Source organism: Leptospira sanjuanensis (assembly GCF_022267325.1).
In the GTDB taxonomy this organism is placed as follows: Bacteria; Spirochaetota; Leptospiria; order Leptospirales; family Leptospiraceae; genus Leptospira; species Leptospira sanjuanensis.
On the sequence record NZ_JAIZBG010000002.1, the window covers coordinates 137,797 to 157,616 of the forward strand.

The 19,820-nt window shown below is 46.9% G+C and carries 19 protein-coding genes; 12 read left to right on the forward strand and 7 right to left on the reverse strand.

What is annotated here, in order from left to right:
• Positions 1-16: 16 nt before the first annotated feature.
• Both LFX25_RS18655 and LFX25_RS18660 read left to right on the forward strand, forming a co-directional pair.
• Positions 17-1,639: an aldehyde dehydrogenase family protein gene (locus tag LFX25_RS18655; RefSeq protein WP_238731769.1), complete on the forward strand. Its 1,623-nt coding sequence runs from the start codon at positions 17-19 to the stop codon at positions 1,637-1,639.
• A 7-nt stretch (positions 1,640-1,646) separates the two neighbouring features.
• Positions 1,647-2,552 (forward strand): LA_0442/LA_0875 N-terminal domain-containing protein, encoded by a 906-nt coding sequence (locus LFX25_RS18660; RefSeq protein ID WP_238731770.1) that lies wholly within the window; start codon positions 1,647-1,649, stop codon positions 2,550-2,552.
• 19 nt (positions 2,553-2,571) lie between these two features.
• Here the strand turns inward: LFX25_RS18660 and LFX25_RS18665 are convergent, their stop codons facing one another.
• The 5 genes from LFX25_RS18665 to LFX25_RS18685 form a co-directional block, all read right to left on the reverse strand.
• On the reverse strand, positions 2,572-3,003 hold the full coding sequence (locus LFX25_RS18665) for an acyl-CoA thioesterase (protein ID WP_238731771.1): 432 nt from the start codon (positions 3,001-3,003) through the stop codon (positions 2,572-2,574).
• A 2-nt stretch (positions 3,004-3,005) separates the two neighbouring features.
• Positions 3,006-3,737 carry a Yip1 family protein gene (locus tag LFX25_RS18670; protein WP_238731772.1) on the reverse strand — a complete coding sequence of 244 codons (732 nt, stop codon included), beginning with the start codon at positions 3,735-3,737 and terminating at the stop codon, positions 3,006-3,008.
• Positions 3,738-3,891: 154 nt separating this feature from the next.
• A complete protein-coding gene (locus LFX25_RS18675; protein ID WP_238731773.1) occupies positions 3,892-5,520 on the reverse strand; it encodes an FMN-binding glutamate synthase family protein in 1,629 nt (542 codons plus the stop codon).
• Positions 5,521-5,567: 47 nt separating this feature from the next.
• A complete protein-coding gene (locus tag LFX25_RS18680; RefSeq protein WP_238731774.1) occupies positions 5,568-6,377 on the reverse strand; it encodes a UDP-2,3-diacylglucosamine diphosphatase in 810 nt (269 codons plus the stop codon).
• A 124-nt stretch (positions 6,378-6,501) separates the two neighbouring features.
• A complete protein-coding gene (locus LFX25_RS18685) occupies positions 6,502-7,779 on the reverse strand; it encodes an acetyl-CoA hydrolase/transferase family protein (RefSeq protein ID WP_238731775.1) in 1,278 nt (425 codons plus the stop codon).
• 114 nt (positions 7,780-7,893) lie between these two features.
• On the opposite strand from LFX25_RS18685, the gene LFX25_RS18690 reads away from it, so the two are divergent.
• From LFX25_RS18690 to LFX25_RS18705, 4 genes are all read left to right on the forward strand, one after another.
• A complete protein-coding gene (locus tag LFX25_RS18690; RefSeq protein WP_238731776.1) occupies positions 7,894-9,105 on the forward strand; it encodes an MFS transporter in 1,212 nt (403 codons plus the stop codon).
• A 481-nt stretch (positions 9,106-9,586) separates the two neighbouring features.
• The gene (locus LFX25_RS18695) at positions 9,587-10,468 is read left to right on the forward strand and encodes a patatin-like phospholipase family protein (RefSeq protein ID WP_135780171.1); all 882 of its coding nucleotides are present in this window, start codon (positions 9,587-9,589) and stop codon (positions 10,466-10,468) included.
• Between the two features lie 6 nt (positions 10,469-10,474).
• Complete coding sequence (locus tag LFX25_RS18700; protein ID WP_238731777.1) at positions 10,475-12,439, forward strand: glycoside hydrolase family 5 protein; 1,965 nt, start codon at positions 10,475-10,477, stop codon at positions 12,437-12,439.
• Complete coding sequence (locus tag LFX25_RS18705; RefSeq protein ID WP_100764322.1) at positions 12,436-12,717, forward strand: TIGR04454 family lipoprotein; 282 nt, start codon at positions 12,436-12,438, stop codon at positions 12,715-12,717. Before LFX25_RS18700 ends, LFX25_RS18705 begins: the two co-directional genes overlap by 4 nt.
• A 346-nt stretch (positions 12,718-13,063) precedes the next feature.
• Here LFX25_RS18705 and LFX25_RS18710 read toward each other — a convergent pair whose 3' ends face one another.
• Complete coding sequence (locus tag LFX25_RS18710; RefSeq protein ID WP_406600545.1) at positions 13,064-13,405, reverse strand: hypothetical protein; 342 nt, start codon at positions 13,403-13,405, stop codon at positions 13,064-13,066.
• 162 nt (positions 13,406-13,567) lie between these two features.
• On the opposite strand from LFX25_RS18710, the gene LFX25_RS18715 reads away from it, so the two are divergent.
• The 6 genes from LFX25_RS18715 to LFX25_RS18740 all read left to right on the forward strand — a co-directional run bounded on the left by LFX25_RS18715 (position 13,568) and on the right by LFX25_RS18740 (position 18,523).
• Positions 13,568-14,125 carry a DUF1564 domain-containing protein gene (locus LFX25_RS18715; protein ID WP_238731778.1) on the forward strand — a complete coding sequence of 186 codons (558 nt, stop codon included), beginning with the start codon at positions 13,568-13,570 and terminating at the stop codon, positions 14,123-14,125.
• A gap of 340 nt (positions 14,126-14,465) precedes the next feature.
• Positions 14,466-15,227 (forward strand): DUF547 domain-containing protein, encoded by a 762-nt coding sequence (locus tag LFX25_RS18720; RefSeq protein ID WP_238731779.1) that lies wholly within the window; start codon positions 14,466-14,468, stop codon positions 15,225-15,227.
• 152 nt (positions 15,228-15,379) lie between these two features.
• Positions 15,380-15,880 carry an RNA polymerase sigma factor gene (locus LFX25_RS18725; protein WP_238731780.1) on the forward strand — a complete coding sequence of 167 codons (501 nt, stop codon included), beginning with the start codon at positions 15,380-15,382 and terminating at the stop codon, positions 15,878-15,880.
• Between the two features lie 18 nt (positions 15,881-15,898).
• Positions 15,899-17,050: a FecR family protein gene (locus LFX25_RS18730; protein WP_238731781.1), complete on the forward strand. Its 1,152-nt coding sequence runs from the start codon at positions 15,899-15,901 to the stop codon at positions 17,048-17,050.
• A gap of 60 nt (positions 17,051-17,110) precedes the next feature.
• Entirely contained in the window at positions 17,111-17,656 is a 546-nt protein-coding gene (locus LFX25_RS18735; protein WP_238731782.1) for a HAMP domain-containing protein, read from the forward strand.
• A 159-nt stretch (positions 17,657-17,815) separates the two neighbouring features.
• Positions 17,816-18,523: a FecR family protein gene (locus LFX25_RS18740; RefSeq protein ID WP_238731783.1), complete on the forward strand. Its 708-nt coding sequence runs from the start codon at positions 17,816-17,818 to the stop codon at positions 18,521-18,523.
• Between the two features lie 13 nt (positions 18,524-18,536).
• Here the strand turns inward: LFX25_RS18740 and LFX25_RS18745 are convergent, their stop codons facing one another.
• A complete protein-coding gene (locus LFX25_RS18745; protein WP_238731784.1) occupies positions 18,537-19,430 on the reverse strand; it encodes a haloalkane dehalogenase in 894 nt (297 codons plus the stop codon).
• Positions 19,431-19,820 lie beyond the last annotated feature (390 nt).

Here is a 19,820-nt window from a genome sequence, read left to right on the forward strand (position 1 = left end):
AATAGGAGAATTTGAAATGGCAACGAGTGTAATCGGAGATACAAAATCGAAAACGAACGGCAATTATATGGGAACCGGTTTCCAAGTGTCGCAAAACCCGGCTACGTTGGAAGAAATCGGAAAAGTTCCGAACACGGATCTGGCAAAAATGCCCGAAATTTTCAATAAAGCCCGCGAGGCCCAAAGAAAGTGGGCTCAGACAAAATTCGCCACCCGCAAAAAGCACATTCTCAAGATGAGAGATTATATCGTGGAACACGCGGAAGAACTCGCGGACATCGTGAGCAAGGATAACGGCAAATCCAGAATGGACGCGCTTGCTACGGAAGTTCTTCCGGCCGCGCTCGCGGCGGACTGGTATGCGAAGAATGCAAGACATCACCTGCAACCGAAAAAACTTCCGATGTCCACATTCTTATTTTTTAATAAGAAGAACGAACTGCATCGCGTTCCGCTCGGCGTCGTCGGAATCATCAGTCCGTGGAATTATCCTCTTTCGATTCCTTTCGGGGAAATCGCGATGGGGTTGATGGCGGGGAATGCGATTCTGTTGAAGGTCGCGCAAGCGACGATTCTCGTGGGTCAAGCGATCGATAAGATCGTCGCCGCCGGAGAATTACCCGAAGGTCTTTTTTATCATATCGTCGGTTCGGGCGGAGCGGTTTCCAAATCCTTCTTTGAAAACAAGATCGATAAGATCTTTTTTACCGGTTCGGTTGCGACCGGAAAAACTTTGATGGCGGCCGCGGCTTCCACCTTAACCCCCTTGTCTTTGGAGCTGGGCGGTAAGGATCCGATGATCGTTTTGGAAGACGCGGATCTCGAACGTGCGGCGAACGGCGCGGCTTGGGCCGGTTACCAAAACGCGGGTCAATCCTGCGGCGGTGTGGAACGCGTGTATGTGCAAGACAAGGTATATGATAAATTCGTAAACTTGCTCGCGGCCAAAACCCGAGCGATTCGCCACGGAGCCGACCGGGATTTCGACGTGGAAATGGGTTCCATGACCACGGAAGAACAACTCAATACGGTAAAACGTCAGGTGGACGGCGCCGTGAAACAAGGCGCTAAGATCGTAGCACAATCGCAGCCGAGCGGTAACACGAAGGGATTCTTTTATCCCGCCACTTTGATGGTGGACGTGAATCACCAGATGGAGTTGATGAAAGAAGAAAATTTCGGTCCGATCATTCCCGTGATGAAATTCAAAACGATCGAAGAGGCGATCGCTCTTGCAAACGATTCTTCGATGGCGCTGACTTCATCCGTATGGACCAAAAATTTAAGTCTGGGCAAAAAGATCGCGAAAAAACTCGAATCGGGTGCGACGACGATCAACGATCACCTCTATACGCACGGTCAATCCGAAACTCCTTGGGGCGGTTGGAAAGAATCGGGTTTGGGAAGAACCCATTCCGGCCTCGGTTTCGACGAGATGACTCAGCCTAAGCTCGTGAACTGGGACATCATTCCTTCCAAAAGGAATATATGGTGGTATCCGTTTAACAAAACCTCGTACGAAGCGATTCTCGCCGCGATGCGGTTTAACTTTTCCAAGAATCCGATTTCGTTGCTCGTAAACGGAACGAAGCTGACTATCTTCATGATCGGCAAGATGTTCACTTCTTGGAAGGTTTGAATTTCGTTTGAGGATTTATCATCGAACCGGTTTCGTATTTTTCTTTTTTCTCTGCGTTCCTTCGTTTCTGTTTGCGGACACCGTTCTTCTCAAGGACGGAGGGGCTCTTCGAAACGTAAAGGTTACGATGGGAGGCGATGTGATTCTCGTCGAAGACGAATCGGGCAATATTAGAAAAATCGAAACTAGCTCGGTGAAACGGATCGTTATGGCGGAAGTGAAATCGGAATCCGAACCTTCCGCGTCGAACGTTCCGAAAAACCAAGGTTCGAAAAAACCGAATTCTTCAGGGGCCGGTCGAGTTTCTTATTCTTCGGGGGTTTCCTTCTGGGAAAGCCGTATCGCAGAACCGGATCGAATCGGAAATTTTTCGGTTCTTGTTCAGTCGGTGTTTCTTCAGGCGGAAACCCGTTTTGAAGGCAGATATGGAATCACTCTGGGATTGGAAAATTCCCGTTTCGATTTCCGCAGTTCGTCGAACGCATTCTTGAATCCGAGAGCCGCCGCTTTGGTTTTACCCGGTCCGGATAATATTCAAAAAAATGAATCTTCCGCGACTCTTCTGGCGTTGTCCTCGCTTGACGAAGGTTATACGCCGTTTAGAACCTCGAACTCTTTTCGGGTGGAAACGGTTTCTTTTCTACCGGGTTTGAAATATTATCCGATCGATGGGGAGAGATTTTCCTGGTTCGCACAGTTCGCGTTCGGATTCGGACGAAGTTATCGAACCGGAATGTACTCCGATCCGTTTTTTCACGGCACTTTATCGTTGGGAACGGGGGTTCAATGGAACGGCGATTCCATAGTGATCGCTCTCTCGGCTCAAATCAGGAACACGCTTCTTTCCAATTCCAACGTTTCGTATCGTTTTACGGAACCAAGTCTTCAGTTTTCTTTCGGAATCCGGATCTGATCCCGCCGCGGGTCTTGAATTAAGGAAAAATCTTTCGGAAACCTTCCGGAAGATTTCCCAATTTGCGAGTTGAGTAATCCATAAAAACCACGCCTGTCTTCGCTTCGCAGATCACTTTGCCGTTGGCCGGTCCGTCCGCGTGCGTCATCCTATAATAGATATCGCAACCGCGCTGATTGAAATCTCCCGCGGTGATTTCCACTCGGACCTTATCCCGAAAGAACGCTTCCGCCTTATAGACGACGGCGATGTCGGTCATGATGATCCCGAGTCCGTCCACGTTGAGTTCGTTGTAGTTGTGTTCCAAAAAGAAACGCGCTCTCGCTTCGTGAAGAAGCGAAATCACGCGGTCGTGTGCGAGATGATCCGCAAAATTGATATCGTAGATTCGAACGTCTAGGTCGACGGACCAGACGAATTTATTCGGGAGTTCCAGTTGAATTCTTGCCATAACTATTCCTGAGTTTCGTGTCCTTCCGCTTTCGCTTTTTCCATCGCCTTACGGATGATCTCCGCGGCTTCTTGTTCTCCGTGTTCTTCCTCTTCCCTTGTGAGAGGTTTGTGAGAATTCATATTCTCGATCATCTTGTAATCGTTGATATACGAGGAAACTTTAGAGTATTGCAAATAGAGAAGAATCGCCGCAAAAATCGTAAGTACGATCGCGGTTCTTTGTACGGGTGCTTTGAGATACGAAGTCAACGCGAAGTAGAATAGAATCGGGACGTATGCGGTAAACGCGATTCCGAGTCCGATTCCGAGATACGGATGGATGAGTCCTCCGAAACTCTGTAAAAGCAATGCGACCCAAAAAATTCCGAGAACCGCGGTGCTGGCTCGGAAGTTCGACTTCCAGCTTTTATCTCCGCCGCAAATCCAAGAGAAAAACATATAAAGAAAACCTAAAGTAGGGAATACGATAAAACTCGCGAGAAAGTAGGCGAGCGGCATTTCCAATAATAAGAAGGAGAGGGGAGGATTGGAAAAACCGTCCGGCGTCAAGACGGTCATGCTGAGTACGGCGATCCCGTATAAGAAGCCCATAAAAATCAGGGAACGCAGATATAACGGAATCAGAGATTCTTCCGGGGTTTTGGAAAGTTCTTTGAAAAATGAAACCGGTCTGATCAATACGTCCCGCGCTTCTTCCAGGACGGTTAAGAATGAAAAAGAAAATTGAAACATGAAATCTCCGCTTTCGCACAGAATCGAATGCAAAAGCGGGATTGCAAGTGGTAAATTTGGATTCCACGAACGACCCTCTTTAACTCGGCGGAACGCTTTCTACGAATCGCGTTCTAGATCGCTCGTTATCGATCTTTTGATCACAAAGAGCGTCTTACTTCGGATGATTGTTCGTCGCGTGGTTCGGGTGTTCCACTTTGCTGACACCCTGCATATATTCTTCCAAATACGTGTGATCCGTATAATCGAGCATCTTCGTAAAATGAACGTGATCTCTTTCGTAACCGAGAATCGTTTCCAACGTTTTGAAGATGTTGAGTCCTGCGCTGATCTCGATGTCGCTTCCTCGGAACTGAAGGGGATGTTCGTAACCCGCTGCGTGCGTTACGGACAAAACTTCTTTGCGGAGTCCTTTGATGTAATTCGCGTTCCGTTCCGCTTTGAGATCCACATCGAGCCCGGCCTGTAGCCAGCGGTTCTGCGTCGCGACTCCTGCGGGACAATGGTCCGTATGACAACGCTGCGCTTGAATGCAGCCGATGGACATCATCGCTTCCCGTGCTACGTTGATGAGATCGCATCCCATCGCGAAGGCTACGATGGCTCTATCAGGAAATCCTAATTTACCGCTTCCGATCCAAGCCATTCTTTCGGAGAGTTTTTCCTTTTGAAAGATCTGATACACTCGCGCGAACCCGACCTTGAACGGAAGGGAGACGTGATCGGCAAAAGCGAGGGGAGCCGCTCCGGTTCCTCCTTCTCCGCCGTCGATCGTGATAAAATCGGGTCCTTTGTTGGTTTGTTTCATCCGTTCCGCGAGTTCGTTCCAAAAATGAATTTCACCGATCGCACTTTTGATTCCCACCGGAAGTCCGCTCGCGGAATGAAGGCGTTCGATAAAGTCGATCAATTCGCTCACCGTTCCGAATTCGGAATGCGCGTTAGGCGAAACACAATCTTGTCCGGCCGGAACTCCTCGAATCGCCGCGATTTGTTTCGTAACTTTTTTCCCGGGGAGAATTCCTCCTTTGCCCGGTTTTGCGCCTTGCGAAAGTTTGATTTCGATCATTCTTATTTGGGGGTTTTCGTGAATCTTTTGTCCGAAAAGATCCAAGGAAAATTTTCCGTTCGCGTCTCTCGCGCCGAAGTAACCGGTTCCGATCTGCCAGACGATATCGCCGCCTAACTGGTGATAGGGGCTGATCCCGCCTTCTCCCGTGTTCTGATAACAATGCGCCATCATCGCGCCCTTGTTCAAAGCGGAGACTGCGTTCTTCCCGAGTGAGCCGTACGACATCGCGGAGATGTTCACTACGGAAGGAGGACGAAACGGTTTTTTGCGATTGTGAAATTCTCCGATGACTTTGAGACAGGGGATCATGGAAGAATCGTTTTTTAAATGTTTTACCTTGGATTCGGGAAACGGAAACGCGCTGTGTTTGATGATCGGATAACCGGCTTCGTATAAAAGTTCGGTCGTTCCGAATCCGAAGTTGTTGTTTTGTTTTTTTGCGGTCGCATAAACCCAGGAACGTTCCGCGCGATTGAACGGCATTTCTTCTTTGTCGTTCGCGACCCAGTATTGCCTTAGCTCCGGTCCGATCGTTTCAAAGAGATATCGGATTCTTCCCACAAGAGGAAAGTTATGTTTGATTGCATGCCTTCTTTGAACGATGTCGTGAACGAGAGCGATGAGTGTGTATGTTCCCATCGCGTAAAAAAAAGAAGACCAAGGATTTTCCGAAATGAACTGCAAGATCGTAGAATAGCCTGGAATTTGCATCCGGCAATTCTGCACCTTTTGAAAAGGTTAAGCAAGAAATATTTTTACTAAACGGAGGAATCTTCCTTGTGTTTGTAAACGAATTCTTTGGAGAATTCTCCCCGTTTGTTCATCTTGGCTCCGATAAAATGAGATCCGTCTTGTAATACGAAGCTGTTGCTTTTCACCCAATCCCCCGTGTTGATGATTCTTAAATGAGGAATACAAAGAAAATCGTGTGTGTGACCCGAAATCAAAAGTCGATCTCCTTGGTGCGTGATTCTAGATAGACGTTCGTAATACCGCAGAATCTCTTCGGTCGTAGTAGGGTCCTGTCTGTTCAGGTGTTTTTGATAGAACGCTTCCGAATAACGGAAAAGGTTGGGAATCAGTACGGCAATCGCATGCAAAAAACGTAATAGAAAAATCGACCCGATCCAGGTGAACCGGTTGTATTGTCCCTGATGGCCGTGCACCGCAATCAGGGTTTCGTTTTCGGTTTTTTCGCAGACTTGCCAATCCCGTTCCTTTAGATACTTTTCTATCTTGGGTGGAAGGCTCATCAGATACGAAGTCGAGTCGTGATTTCCTACGATGTAGATTTTGTCGCCGCCACGGACCGATAAAGAGTCGAGTCTGTCGAAGAGTTTGTTGAATTTCTTTTTACTGCGGCGGAGTTTGCGAGATGCGCTGAAAAACCAATTCTCGATGATGTCGCCCACGAGGTAGATCGTTTGAAAGCGGACGTTCTTTTTTTCGAGATGATCCAGGAACTGAAAGAGTTCTTTGTGTTTGTGGGATTTTATTTTTTTATTGAGAAGGTAGTGAACGTCCGAAAGAAAAATTCCTTCATAAACTTTGTCCCTTTCAAATTTCATCGGAAAGTCGTTTCAAAATCAATTTGACGAAAAACGACGTTTTCGTCAAACGATTCCGATGCGATTCTTTCGTATAAAAAATAAAATTCGATGACAAATACCGCGCCGTTTCCGCGTTTCTTTTTTAAAGAATCTTAAACCGTTCCAACGCTTCTCGTTCGAGTTTTTCTCTGTGATCGGGATGAGCGATCTCGATTAAGGCTTTTGCCCTTTGTCGTAAATTCTTCCCGTATAAATTCGCGATTCCGTATTCGGTCACGATGTAGTGAACGTGCGCGCGTGTTGTGACCACGTTGGCGCCGGGTTTCAACATCGGAACGATTCTGGATTCTCCCTTGGAAGTGGAAGAGGGTAAGGCGATGATGGGTTTGCCTCGTTCCGAAAGGGAGGCGCCTCGGATAAAATCCATCTGACCTCCGACTCCGGAATATTGTCTTGTTCCGATCGTGTCCGCACAAACTTGTCCGGTCAGATCCACTTCCACCGCGGAATTGATCGCCGTGACTTTCGGATTTTTTCTTATCACGTGGGGATCGTTGATATAACCGATATCGAGCATCGCAACTTCCGGATTGTCGTCGATAAAGTCGTAGAGTTTGCGGGTTCCCATCACGAAGCCGGAAACGATTTTTCCGGGATGTTTCTTTTTATGAATTCCGGTGATGATTCCTTTTTGAACGAGTTCCATCACTCCGTCCGAAAACATCTCCGTATGAATTCCCAAATCTTTGTGAGAAGTCAGGCACGTTAGGACCGCATTGGGGATCGCTCCGATTCCCATTTGCAACGTCGCTCCGTCTTCCACAAGAGAGGCCACGTTTTTTCCGATCGAGAGTTCAACTTCGGACGGCGTTTCGGAAACGTGTTCGTACAACGTTTGATGTCCTTCCACCAAAGAATGAATTCTGTCGACGTGGATGATTCCGTCTCCGTGTGTGCGGGGCATGTTTTCGTTGACTTGCGCGATCACTATCTTTGCGGTTTCCACGGCGGCCTTGCTAATGTCCACGGAAACTCCGAGAGAACAATAGCCGTGTTTATCGGGAGGGGAAACCTGTACCAAGGCGACGTCCAAAGGAAGAATTCCGTTGCGGAACAACAAAGGGCATTCGCTTAAGAAAATCGGAATATAATCGGCCCGTCCTTCCTCCACGGCCTTGCGCATATTGGCAGCGACGAACAAAGCGTTCGTAAAGAATTTTCCCTCCATTCCCGGTTTCGCATAAGGAGCGTCTCCTTCGGTATGAAGGTGAATCATTTCCACGTTAGACAACTCGCCGGCTCGGGCGGTCAACGCTTCGATCAAAAGAGTCGGAACGGCCGCCACGCTGTGAACGAAAACCCTTTGACCCGCTTTGACGGAGGAAAGGGCCGAATTTGCGGAAATAAATTTAACTTTCATACGGTGGATTTCCTTTTTTGTGAGGATTCTTTTGCGGGAATTCCAGTCGTTCAATCCATTTTTCCCGTTTTTCTATCTACAGGAAACTGACATTTCTCATGCTATCCAATATCTATGTCTTCCCACCCTTCTCGCAACATTCATGTAAAATCCGAACCGATGCTGATCTTCGTATTAGCGGCCGTTCAATTCACTCACATTCTCGACTTCGTAATCATGATGCCTCTCGGAAGCTACTTTCAAGAAGCGTTTCATATCAATCCGAGAGAATTCTCCTTTCTGATTTCTGCATATACATACAGCGCGTTCGCGGCGGGAATCGTAGGCGCTCTTTTTATCGATCGTTTCAACCGAAAGTCCGCCGCAATTTTCTTATATACCGGTTTTATCGTAGGCACCGCGTTCTGTGCCGTTGCCGATTCGTACATTCTTCTTTTATTGGCGAGAATCATTTCCGGAGCGTTCGGAGGAATTCTGAGTTCCGTCATCTTTGCGATCGTAGGAGACGTGATCGCGATGGAAAGAAGGGGAAGGGCGACCGGCGCGATCATGGGAGCGTTTTCCGTTTCTTCCGTGATCGGGATTCCGTTGGGTTTGAAAGTCGCCGAATTTTACGGATGGAACATGTCCTTTGCGGGAATCGTTTTATTGAGTCTTCCGATTCTGGTTCTGATGTATTATCATCTTCCGAGCATTCCTCCGTTTCAATCCGCGGGAGACAATCCGATTCAAAACTTCATCCGGATTCTCACATACAAACGATACATGGCTTCGTATATGCTTATCATGTTCGTGATCCTCGGCGGTTTTACCGTCATTCCGTTTATCGCGCCTTATATGGAACGGAACGTGGGAATTCCCAAAGAGAATATCTCTTGGATTTATTTCTTCGGCGGGCTTGTGACCTTTTTTTCTTCGAGACTGGTCGGGATCGCTTCCGACAAGATCGGAAAACACAAGGTATTCTATATTCTGGTTCCGTTATCCTTTATTCCGATTTTTATCATGACCAATCTAGGTAAGGCCGATCTCGTAACGGTGGTGACGTTGACGACCGCCTTTATGGTGATCGTATCGGGAAGATGGATTCCCGCCTTGGCTTTGATCACATCCACGACCGAGCCGAAGGACCGGGGACGTTTTATGACGGTGATCTCCGCGTTGCAAAACCTGGCTTCGGGACTCGGGGCTACGATCGGGGGGAGCATTTTGGTTGCGGCGACTCCGACCGCTCCGTATCAAAACTACGAGGTGGCCGGTTTTCTTGCAATGGGGTTTAACGTGATCGCGATGATATTGATTTCCAGAGTGAAGGCAGTTTCGTAAATCATTTGTTGATTCTTTGTTGCGCGCCGCCGAAGGCGGCGCGAATCGCGGCTTTTGCCGAATGTCGTCGATGAAAGCGCGGTGTCCGCTCGATGCTCCTTTCAGGAAAGAAAATTCTCAAAAAAATCGCTCTGTTCTTGACATTTTAATGAGACAGAATATTCTGCGGCCACACGAAAAGGAGGTGGTCTAGTGAATGATAGTTGTTGTAAACAATTGACCGGTGAGGTGGCTGAGCAATAGCCCGGGTTTCACTTGCAATACAGCCGTAGTCGGGACATTGCAATCCAATCAGACCGCTGACCTTTCTGAGTTTCGAGAACTGGTCATTCTCGAGCTTCCGATCTCGACAGATGGATGTCGACGAAACGATGCAGTCGCTCAGGAGGTTTCCCTCTTTCGAAAAAATCTGTCCCTTTGAGTTTCACTCGACAAACCGAAAATTCTTCACATTTTTTAAACCCTTTGAGATTCAGGTAGAATGAAACGTGCCCTTATTTTATCCGGAGGCGGAGCCAGAGGCGCTTACCAAGCGGGCGTTCTCCGTTATTTGGAAGAAATCCAATTCAAACCGGATATCATCTGCGGAACTTCCGTAGGAGCGATTACCGCTACCGCGATGGGTTGCGGGATGAACGCGATGGAAATCACGAAGTTGTGGAAGTCCATCGAAGCGAAGAAGGTGATGCGTTATTCGATTTGGAACGATCTTGTCGACATCTTCGTCAAAAGCTATTCTCCTTTAACCGATACGACTCCTCTCAAAAATCTTTTGTATTCTCATCTCGACTTCCGCAAGTTGCGGAAGAATCCCGTGGAAGTCATTATCACGGCGGTCAACATTCTCACCGCGGAACTCGTATTTTTTAGAAACAAGGAAATCGACATCGAACATGTGATGGCTTCTTCGGCGATTCCGATGTTCTTCCCTTGGCAATACGTCGACGGAAAACCTCACTGGGACGGGGGAGTTATGGCAAACACCCCGATCCTTCCGGCGGTCGAACGGGGCGCGACGGATATCGTCGTAGTCCTTCTTTCACCCGTCGGGGGAATCGACATGGGTTTGCCGAAAACGAGACGGGAAGGTTTGGAACGCGTATTCGAGCTTTCGCTCATCGGTTCGTATCAAACCGTGATGTCAAACTTGAACTTCGAGAAAAAAAAGAGAAAGAGAAAGAAGTCCAGACTTTCCTCCCTTCTCTCCATCCCCAGCGCCGATCGGCCCGAGTTGAAAATTCGTACGATCGGACCGAGAACCTCGCTCGGATTCGGAAGTATTTTGAACTTCTCGCAGGTGCAGGCGGATTATCTGATCAGCCGCGGCTACGAGGACGCGAGAATTCAATTCGGAGAATATTAGAATATTATGGAAGAATTATTCGTTAAGAACGGACATTTCACCGGAAAAGACGGAGCGATCTATCAGTTGAGAGGAGTGAATCTTTCCGGTTCGGCAAAACTTCCCTCCAAACCGGACGGAACCACACACTTCGATCAGACCTTAACCTTCTTCAATCATAGAAACGTTTCGTTCGTGGGAAGACCTCTCGAAGAGGATCAGGCTGCGGAACACTTCGATCGTCTCCGCAAATGGGGATTCAATTTTTTGCGGTTTCTCATAACGTGGGAAGGAATCGAACACAAGGGTCCCGGAAAATACGACACGGAATACGTCGATTACGTGGAGAGAATGGTCGCACTCGCGGCTCAAAAAGGATTGTATCTGTTTATCGATCCGCATCAGGACGTATGGTCCCGATTTACCGGAGGAGACGGAGCGCCCGGCTGGACCTTGGAGGAACTGGGAATGGATATTTCCAAGATCCGCGATTCGGAAACCGCGATCGTACATCATCATCACGGAAGAAATTACCGAAGAATGTCGTGGCCTCTCAACTATCAGAAATACGCGTGCGCCACGATGTTCACTTTGTTTTTCGGAGGAAGGGAATTCGCACCCGATACGAAGATCGGCGGCAAAAACGCGCAGGACTTTTTACAGGATCATTACATCGAATCCGTACTCAAAATCGTACGTAAACTCAAGAAGTATAAAAACGTAGTCGGCTTCGACTCGTTAAACGAACCGTCTCCCGGTTGGATCGGTAAAAAGAATCTCGGAGAATTCGACGGATTCGGATTCGGTAAGGTGATCAAAACCTCTCCGTTTAAGGAAATGTATCTTTCCGAAGGACGCGCGGTTTCGGCGGAACAAGCGTATATGCTCGGTTTTTGGAGTTTGCCTTGGGGGAAGGTTCGGTTGAACAACGGCGGAATTCCTCTTTGGAAGCGCGGGCATCAGTGTATCTGGAGAAATCACGGTGTTTGGGACTACGATCCGAACGGAGCGCCTATGATGCTTCGTCCCGAATATTTTTACAAAAAGAACGGGAGAAAATACGAATTCTATTCCGACTTCATGCAGCCGTTCATCAGGAAGTTCAAGGAACGAGTGCAGAAGGTGGAAAGTCGGTTTCATATCTTTATCGAAAGCGACCCGTCCCGACTCGAACTCGAATGGAAGGAAACTCCGAAAAAGAATCACGGTTCGATCGTGAACGCAACGCATTGGTACGATATTTCCGTGCTGATGCTCAAACGGTATTATCCCTGGTTCGGGGTTCATGTATTTAAGCAAAAACCTATATTCGGAAAAGAAAATATAGACAAGGCCTACGAAGAGACGATCCGTATGATCCGCGAAATGTCCGAACGACACATGGGTAACTGTCCGACCGTGATCGGGGAAACCGGAATTCCGATGGATTTGAATCAGCGCGCGGCCTATCTCAAAAAAGACTACGGAGTTTTGGAAAAAGCGCTGGATCGGGTCATGAAGGCCGTGGAAAAAAATTTCGTGCATCTTGCGTTGTGGAATTATACGCCCGATCATACGCATAGTTTGGGCGATCGTTGGAACGAAGAGGATCTTTCGATTTACTCGATGGACACTCCGACTGCTTACGATGAAGACGGAGGAAGGGCGGTACGGGCTTTCAGTCGTCCGTATCCGATTCGAACGAAAGGATTGCCGATCGCATTGACCTTCGATATGGAACGATCCTTGTTCAAATATTCGTTTCGGCAGGAAGGGGAATTGTTTCCGGAAACCGAAATCTTTATCCCCGAGATTCATTATAAAACCGGGTTTGAGGTATTGGTTAATGCGGGTACGTATCAATATGATTCCCGCGCCAAAATATTAAAATTTAAGGGAGAAAAAGGAATTCAACATTATGGAATAACTATTCTCCCGTCTAAAAAATCACTTTTCAGGGAACAAGATCGGGTTAAAGTGGTTCCCAATACTCAAAAGAGGAAGATTAGATGAAAAAAGTTCTCATGATTTCCCTAAGCGCTCTTGCAGTTCTTTCATTAACTGTAATGTGCGGCGGACCAAAACATTCAGCGGAAGAGTGTGCTCCTATCGTTGAAGAAATGTTAACCAATCTGACTGCTGGACAAAAAGCGGATGATACTGCAAATATCGCGACTATGAAAGCGACTTTGGTTCCCGTATTACAAAAAGAATGTATGTCCGGAAAATTCGACCTCACTTGTCTTAAGTCTGCAAAAAGTATTCCTGCAATCCAGGCTTGTAAGAAATAAGATTTTTCCTACTTCTCACCTCGCTTGTCCGATTCCGGTCGGCGGGGTGCTGAACTCCTATAACGATCGGCTTAAATTCTTTTCGGTTTAATTTCTCCGCCGCACCTCCGTCGGTTTGGGCGCTCCTGCTCGAGTTCGCCTTCCAACAAAACTTTTCTTAAAAATCGCAGGCCCGGCTTGTTCCGCGCTGCGGCTATCGCCTTCGGTCGTCTCGAACGAGCCGACTGCTTCGCACGCTCCACATCCTTAGCGCTAGATTACCGACGAACTTACCGTTGTAAAAGTAAACCGTGGTTGATACGGTTTACTTTTGTTTCCCGTGATTCGATTCGGAGAGATTCGGATTTTATTCATCCATCAGAAAAAAACCTTCTTCGTCGGAATAACAACCGTGTTCCCGATACGGTCCCGAAGGATAAAAGTGAATCTTCTGCGCGTATCTTCTCCCGATCTTTAGGCAACTCATACAAATATCCCAACGAATCGCCCAATCACATTCTTCCTTTCGAAATGATGGAAAGACGCGGAGGAGCGGTTTTGTTTCGGCTTGTTCTCGTTGTTGCTGTTTTTCCTGGGAAAAAAGAGACGAGTGAGTTCCTGTCCCGGTCCCGTGGAACAATCCGAAGACCAAAACGATTTCCCCCCAAACGAAAATCGATAAAAGAAACGTTCGAATTTGTAGAATCATTTTGGTTTGGTTGGAATCCCGCCGCCGAAATTTTCCAAGTCGAATTCGACGAAGGAGCGCCTAAGATTTTTATCGAAAAAAAGGGGCGATTTTGGAAGTAGAAAATGCGGTTTTTCTTGTTAATGCGGGCTCGGCTTTCGTTTGAAAGAACCGTGTTTTGATATGGGAAATATCATCTTGGCTGAAACCCAAAAAGTTCGAAAACGTTGGATCGTCGACGGTGAATCAAGCGTGGAAACGTTTTTGATTCCCGAACGCTACTGGACTGGATTGAATGAGAAAGATCGGAAGAATTTGCCGAAACGGATTCCGACGCTGATCCGTAGATATGCAAAGTATATCGTAGCGATGCCGCGTTTGAATTCTAAACCGGGAAAGACGATGTATCAGAAAGATCAAGGTCCTTTGATCCGAATGAATATTAGAATGGGAACTGGAATCGTTTCCATTCTCGCTTCGTTTGCGGCCTCTCACGGAGTGTCCCGCTGTTTTTTAGTGAATTATCTGCTTTGGTTGGAAGAGATCGGAGTCGGGAATTCTATTGTGGAAACGGTTTCTGTGGGAACTCCCACCTTTCACGATGTCTACAGGAATATTCTGACCCTCGATTTCAACTCCAACACGGTTACTCGCGAATTTCAATTCGAACCGAACCCAATTTACGCACAGGATTTGGACTATCGGAATTATTTTTCTCGAAAAATCTTCGAAGATAACTAATTCCAATCAAACGCGAATACGCACACACTGAATTCTTAAATATGGAGAATGAGGGAGGATGTTTTTTTGCGGTTTACGCATGTCCACATGACGATTCCGAAAAGAAATCATTGCAATTCGCTGTAAATCATACAAAGATAACACTGTATCGCACGAACCCCATACGAATACAAAGGAATAATTCGGCTTTATGAAAGACGAACATATATTAGTACATAGTAAAATTATAAAATATCTTCAATGGTTTTTCCGAACCGATAAACTCGATCCATCGAACGATTTTACATCGGAAAACAAACAAGAACCTATCCGCCGAACCCGCGGTCGAAATCCATTGTCAATGTCTACAACGGCTACGATCGTTTTGATTCTTCTCGTTTGGATCGGTTCGGGTTTTATCGGCCGCGCGAGCCTGTTCGCCTTCGATCATAAACACGGTTCTTTTAACGCCGAACTCAAAAAGTATGTCAAAGAAGGTTCCGTCGATTATACATCTTGGAAAAATAACCGAGCCGCTCTGGATTCTTACCTGCAAACGTTGAGTTCCGTTTCCGAAGCCGAATATTCTTCCTTTAGCCAAACGGAAAAACTGAGTTTTCTGATCAACGCATACAACGCGTTTACGATCCGGCTGATCTTGGATCATTATCCTCTGAAAAGCATCAAGGAACTCGGAGGAATTTTGACGGGACCGTGGAAGCTGGAATTCTTCTCTTTGTTAGGATCTAAAAAAAATTTGGATTGGATCGAACATCAAAAACTGAGAAGGGAGTTTCAAGAACCGAGAATTCATTTCGCGATCAACTGCGCATCCAAAGGATGTCCACCCCTTCTCGAAGAAGCGTTTCAACCTTCTAAGCTGGAAAGCCAGCTTTCAAGCGCGGCAAAACGATTTCTTTCCAACCCAAACTACAACCGATACAATGCGACAAAAAACGTTCTGTATCTTTCGAAGATCTTTCAGTGGTTCCAGGAAGATTTCACGCGGAAATCCGGAAATCTCGTGAACTTCTTCAATTCCAACTCGGGACTTTCTCCGGTTCCGGTCAATTCGGAAGTCGAATACTTGGATTACGACTGGAATTTGAATCAAAAGAAATAATCTTCGAGAACCTCCAAAAAAAACCGTCGATCTGAAAAAAAACCGAAATCGCTCTGTTAACTCAGGATAGAAGGCAGGAGCGGCAGAGGAATTTACTTGAAATCGGGTTCTCACTCTTCAACTTAGTTCCAATGACCTCCCGGAAAGATTTTATGGATGCTCTCTATCGAGAGTACAGCGGAAAGATCTTTGATTTCCTCTATAAATACAGCTCCGGGAATCCTGAAGTCGCGATGGACCTCATGCAGGACACATTCCTGAATTTTTTCAGGAAGTATGCGGACACGGATATAGATCGGGAACAGGCGGTCCGTTTGCTTTACACGATCGCCAGAAATCGGTCCATCAATCACTCTCGGAAATTTTCCACCGTAAAGGAAAGTGGAAATCCGGAAATGCAGGACTTTCAGGAACAAAAGCTTTCTTTCGTCAGAAAGGCCGAACTCAAGGATTTGGAAGAGCGTCTTCTCGACTGTTTGGATGAGTTAGAAGAGGACGAGAAGTATGCTTTGATTCTTCGGTTTATGGAAGATTACAATCTGACGACCATTGCGGAAATTATGAATATATCGGTTTCGACCGCTTCGCGTTTGATCGTAAAGGCGACTGCGAAGGTGACGGAAATCGCGGAAAAGAAAAATTTGAAACCCTGATTAAGAGTATCGATAAAAATGGAAGAATCGGGAATGGAAAGGGAAGAGAAGATTAAAGAAATTCTGCTCGATGGGAAGCGGAACGATTTGAGTCCTTCTGTGGAATGGCTGGCCAAAGGCTTAAGCAATTCCTGGGTTGAATATTCGCCCCAAGAAGGAGACTTCGAGTCCCTCTATGCCCGCGCACTTTCCGAAAAATCCGACGATTCTACCTTAAATCGTTCGAATGCAAGGCACGGAATCGCGGCGACCCGCAAAAACAACGTTTTATCCTTTTCCGATTTTGCAAAGAATAAGCTCGTAATCGGGCTTTCCGCCGCGGCGATCTTTTTGTTCGCCGTTACATTAGGATATTATTCTATTCTAAAAGATAAATCCCCCGTCGGTTCCGAAAAAGGCGGCGTCGAAATTTCTCAGGTGGAAGGGGACGCGTATTTAACATCTTCCGATCCGAAGGATAAAATTCTCCTCAAGCCCGGCGTGCGAATCCAAGAAGGCCAAAGGGTCGTTACCGCTCCGGGTGCGATTCTGAATCTGAAAGTTTCCGATGGAATCGCGGTGAGAATTCTTCCCGACTCGGAAGTTTCGTTCCGTTTGATCGATCTTTCCACACATTATAAGATAGGAATCGATCTGGAAAAAGGCGAACTGCTCGCACACATTCATAAGAATCTTAAAAAAGAAGAATTCATCGTTCGTTCCGAGAACGTAAGCGCCGAAGTCCGGGGAACCAGCTTCAGCTTTCAAAACGTTCCGGGAGAAGGGACTCGGGTTCGGGTTCTCGAAGGACGCGTTGCGATCAGCGCTCGAGAAGAATCCAAAAATACAGCCCCGGAAGGGGAACAGGTTCTTGAACCGAATCAGGGAATTTTCGTAAATCAAAAGGGCTTTGTCCGTAGCCGTTTGAACGACGCGGAAAAGGACCGTCTCGGAACGGAGTTCGAAAAACTTCCGATCGATGCGATTCCTCGCGATAAAAACCGGGCGTATGCGAGTAAACAAGAACTCTTAACGGAGTTTCAAAGAATGGAACGTATCGTTCTGGTCGATGGGAAATCGATCGAAGGTGTGATCGTCGATATGGACGAGAACTCGATGTATGTTCAAACTCTGGAAAGAGAAATCACGATCGAGAGAGCGTCGATCTCCGAAGTGATTCAACTCCACTAAAATCAAATTCTCTTTGACAGTCGGCCGGTAAATCGGGAAATTTAGTCCCGAGGACCTTGCATGACACAGAACGACCCCGGTAAAAAAAGAATTTTTAGCAACTACATCATCGACCGGGACTTTCAACTCAAGTTTTTATTGAATTATTCTCTGCTGATCGTTTTCGGCTTACTCTTAACCGTGGGATTTCTCTATTGGCTGAACTACACGAAGTTCGATAAGGGAGTCGTTTTCCGTTTAAGAAACGATCCGGTCAAGGTCTATCAAAAGGGATTCGAAGATCAGAACGGAGTGGAAAAGGAAAAGTTCGTGGAACGCGAAATCTTTCTGCCGGATTACGATCACAGACTGGACATGTTTACGATTCAGGTGAACGGAATTCTTCTTTTATCCGGTTTGTTTCTCGGAATGACCGCGATCTTTACGGTGATCTATTCTCACAAGATGGCCGGACCGGTTTACAATATCAAAAATCATCTCAAAAAAATGGCGGCTGGGGAAGAGCCCGTTAAGAAGATTAAGATCCGCAAAGGCGACGAGTTTCAGGAACTCGCCGATCTTCTCAATCAAGTCATCGAAAGAAGAATCAACAACGGCAACGGCTGAATTTTCTTCCGATCTCTCTTACGTCCGATCGTCTTCCGATTATGGCGTCGACGTAAGACGGCCGGGATTGAAAAAGAAATTCGATCTTTGCGAGAGCCGATCTTCAAACCGGGAAATTTATTGTGGATTTTTTCGGGAACCCGTGTAATTTTTTCCGGTATGATTCGTAAGGTTTTATTTTTTCTTTCCATCGTTTTCCTTGTTCCCCAAGTCCTATCGGCCGACGAAGAGGTTGCGATCGCTTTATTCGTTACGGGAAAAGTTCAGTATTCTCAAAGCGGTAAAACGGAAACGCTGAAGAAGAACACGGTTCTTACCAAAACCGCGAAGGTGGAAACCGGAGACGGAAAGGCCGATCTTCAGTTGGGTGCGAACGCGGTGATCCGTTTGGCGCCGTTTACGAAAATCGAAATCGCGGAACTCTTGTCCGATAACTCCAAAAACACGGCCAAGGTGACTTTGGTTTCCGGGAAACTTTTCGCCAACGTTCAAAAATCGAATAAGAAGGAAGATCTTCAGGTTAGTTCGACTTCTTATACGGCCGGCGTTCGCGGAACTCAGTTCGTGATCAGCGAAGAAAAGAAAAAGGCTCCCCGCAACGACGATTCGGATATACCCGACGGAGTTTTCGTGAATGAAGGAGAGGTCGCCGTCAATTCTTCCTCCGGCGGAGAATTGGATCTTAAAACGGGGGAACAAGCTTCTTGGAACGGAAAAGAACTTCTGCTCGAACCCTTAAAGGAATTCATGAAGGAAAAGATGAAGATCATCCAAAACTTCAAAGCGATCAAGGCCGAGAATTATCAGATGCTCAAGGATCAAAAGTTGAAAAATAAGGAGCTTCTGGAGAACTTTCCAAAATCATAATATTCAATTTGCCTTAAGGATTGGCCGAGATGAAGACTTTTACGACTTCGGCCAATTCTTCCCCTTTGTCCTCCTGCAAAAAATGTCCTCCGTTGGCGATCGTGACGTGTTTTTGTCCTTTCGCACCGGGGATCAACCTTCTAAAAAAGATATCGCCCCCCTTTGTGATCGGATCTTTGTCGCTGAACGCGGTGAGAAACGGTTTCTTCCAAGTTTTTAAAATCTCCCAAGCCTTTCGATTCGCTGCGGATGCGGGATCGTCCGGTGTGATCGGAACCAATGCGGGAAACTTTCGCGCAGCCGCCTTGTAGGTTTCGTCGGGATAGGGCGCGTCGTAGGCGGCTACGATTTCTTTCGTGAGTTCGGAAGTGCAACCGTTCTTTACGATCGTTCCGATTGCCAGTCGTTTCACGTTCTGCGAAAAGTGTCTCCACTTTAAGAAGTCTTCTTTGGGCGGAATATCGCCTGTGGGTAAAAACGTGTTGGCCGCGACGATTCTGGAAAAGCGGTCCTGATTTTCAGCCGCGAGTCGAAGTCCCAAAAGTCCGCCCCAATCTTGACAGAACAGAGTGATCCTTTTCAGATCCAGTTTTTCCATAAATTCCTTCAACCAATCCATGTGCGTTTGATAGGTGAAAAATTGCGGATCGTCCGGCTTATCGGATTTTCCGAAACCGACTAGGTCGGGCGCGATCACTCGGTACCCCGCGGCTGCGAGCGGAGGAATCATCTTTCGGTAGAGATAAGACCAGGACGGTTCTCCGTGAAGGAGAAGAACGGTTTCGCCTTCGGCGTTTCCTTCTTCTACGTAGTGCATTCTCAGATTTTGCACTTCCACATAGTTGGGTTTGAAGTCGTACCCGGGCAGATTTTCAAAAGCGGAGTCCGGCGTTCTTAGGATTTGCATAGGGACAGTAGGATCTTATAAGCTTTCAATCGGGGAAGCATTTTTCTCGGAGCGGAACTTTTTGAGTCAGCGAAAAATGTCCGTGTTGGCCTTTTGCGAATACCCGATGACAGGGATAAGACTGAACCGCTTCCGACTTTGGATCGAGGGAAATTCTTGTGGTCGCCGCCGATTTTCGGTCACTCCGGATTTTTAGGGAGAGAATGTAGGAACTCATACAAGCATTGTTTCGATGTTCGAGAAATCCGTTTCGTGAAGGATGTATTGAGTATAATGTGTAACCCATGTCTCCGGTTTAGAGTGTTACCGATGTGCCGGAACACACAACCCAGCTCTTTTGTAATGCGACATAATGTACATTATCGGAAGTTACCTGTTGCATCCATAAGA

Excerpts from the sequence above, each read along its gene's own strand:
- LFX25_RS18655 (WP_238731769.1), top strand. The coding sequence starts at position 17 with ATGGCAACGAGTGTAATCGGAGATACAAAATCGAAAACGAACGGCAAT.
- LFX25_RS18665 (WP_238731771.1), bottom strand. The coding sequence starts at position 3,003 with ATGGCAAGAATTCAACTGGAACTCCCGAATAAATTCGTCTGGTCCGTC.
- LFX25_RS18670 (WP_238731772.1), bottom strand. The coding sequence starts at position 3,737 with ATGTTTCAATTTTCTTTTTCATTCTTAACCGTCCTGGAAGAAGCGCGG.
- LFX25_RS18675 (WP_238731773.1), bottom strand. The coding sequence starts at position 5,520 with ATGCAAATTCCAGGCTATTCTACGATCTTGCAGTTCATTTCGGAAAAT.
- LFX25_RS18680 (WP_238731774.1), bottom strand. The coding sequence starts at position 6,377 with ATGAAATTTGAAAGGGACAAAGTTTATGAAGGAATTTTTCTTTCGGAC.
- LFX25_RS18685 (WP_238731775.1), bottom strand. The coding sequence starts at position 7,779 with ATGAAAGTTAAATTTATTTCCGCAAATTCGGCCCTTTCCTCCGTCAAA.
- LFX25_RS18690 (WP_238731776.1), top strand. The coding sequence starts at position 7,894 with ATGTCTTCCCACCCTTCTCGCAACATTCATGTAAAATCCGAACCGATG.
- LFX25_RS18695 (WP_135780171.1), top strand. The coding sequence starts at position 9,587 with ATGAAACGTGCCCTTATTTTATCCGGAGGCGGAGCCAGAGGCGCTTAC.
- LFX25_RS18700 (WP_238731777.1), top strand. The coding sequence starts at position 10,475 with ATGGAAGAATTATTCGTTAAGAACGGACATTTCACCGGAAAAGACGGA.
- LFX25_RS18705 (WP_100764322.1), top strand. The coding sequence starts at position 12,436 with ATGAAAAAAGTTCTCATGATTTCCCTAAGCGCTCTTGCAGTTCTTTCA.
- LFX25_RS18710 (WP_406600545.1), bottom strand. The coding sequence starts at position 13,405 with ATGATTCTACAAATTCGAACGTTTCTTTTATCGATTTTCGTTTGGGGG.
- LFX25_RS18715 (WP_238731778.1), top strand. The coding sequence starts at position 13,568 with ATGGGAAATATCATCTTGGCTGAAACCCAAAAAGTTCGAAAACGTTGG.
- LFX25_RS18720 (WP_238731779.1), top strand. The coding sequence starts at position 14,466 with ATGTCTACAACGGCTACGATCGTTTTGATTCTTCTCGTTTGGATCGGT.
- LFX25_RS18725 (WP_238731780.1), top strand. The coding sequence starts at position 15,380 with ATGGATGCTCTCTATCGAGAGTACAGCGGAAAGATCTTTGATTTCCTC.
- LFX25_RS18730 (WP_238731781.1), top strand. The coding sequence starts at position 15,899 with ATGGAAGAATCGGGAATGGAAAGGGAAGAGAAGATTAAAGAAATTCTG.
- LFX25_RS18735 (WP_238731782.1), top strand. The coding sequence starts at position 17,111 with ATGACACAGAACGACCCCGGTAAAAAAAGAATTTTTAGCAACTACATC.
- LFX25_RS18740 (WP_238731783.1), top strand. The coding sequence starts at position 17,816 with ATGATTCGTAAGGTTTTATTTTTTCTTTCCATCGTTTTCCTTGTTCCC.
- LFX25_RS18745 (WP_238731784.1), bottom strand. The coding sequence starts at position 19,430 with ATGCAAATCCTAAGAACGCCGGACTCCGCTTTTGAAAATCTGCCCGGG.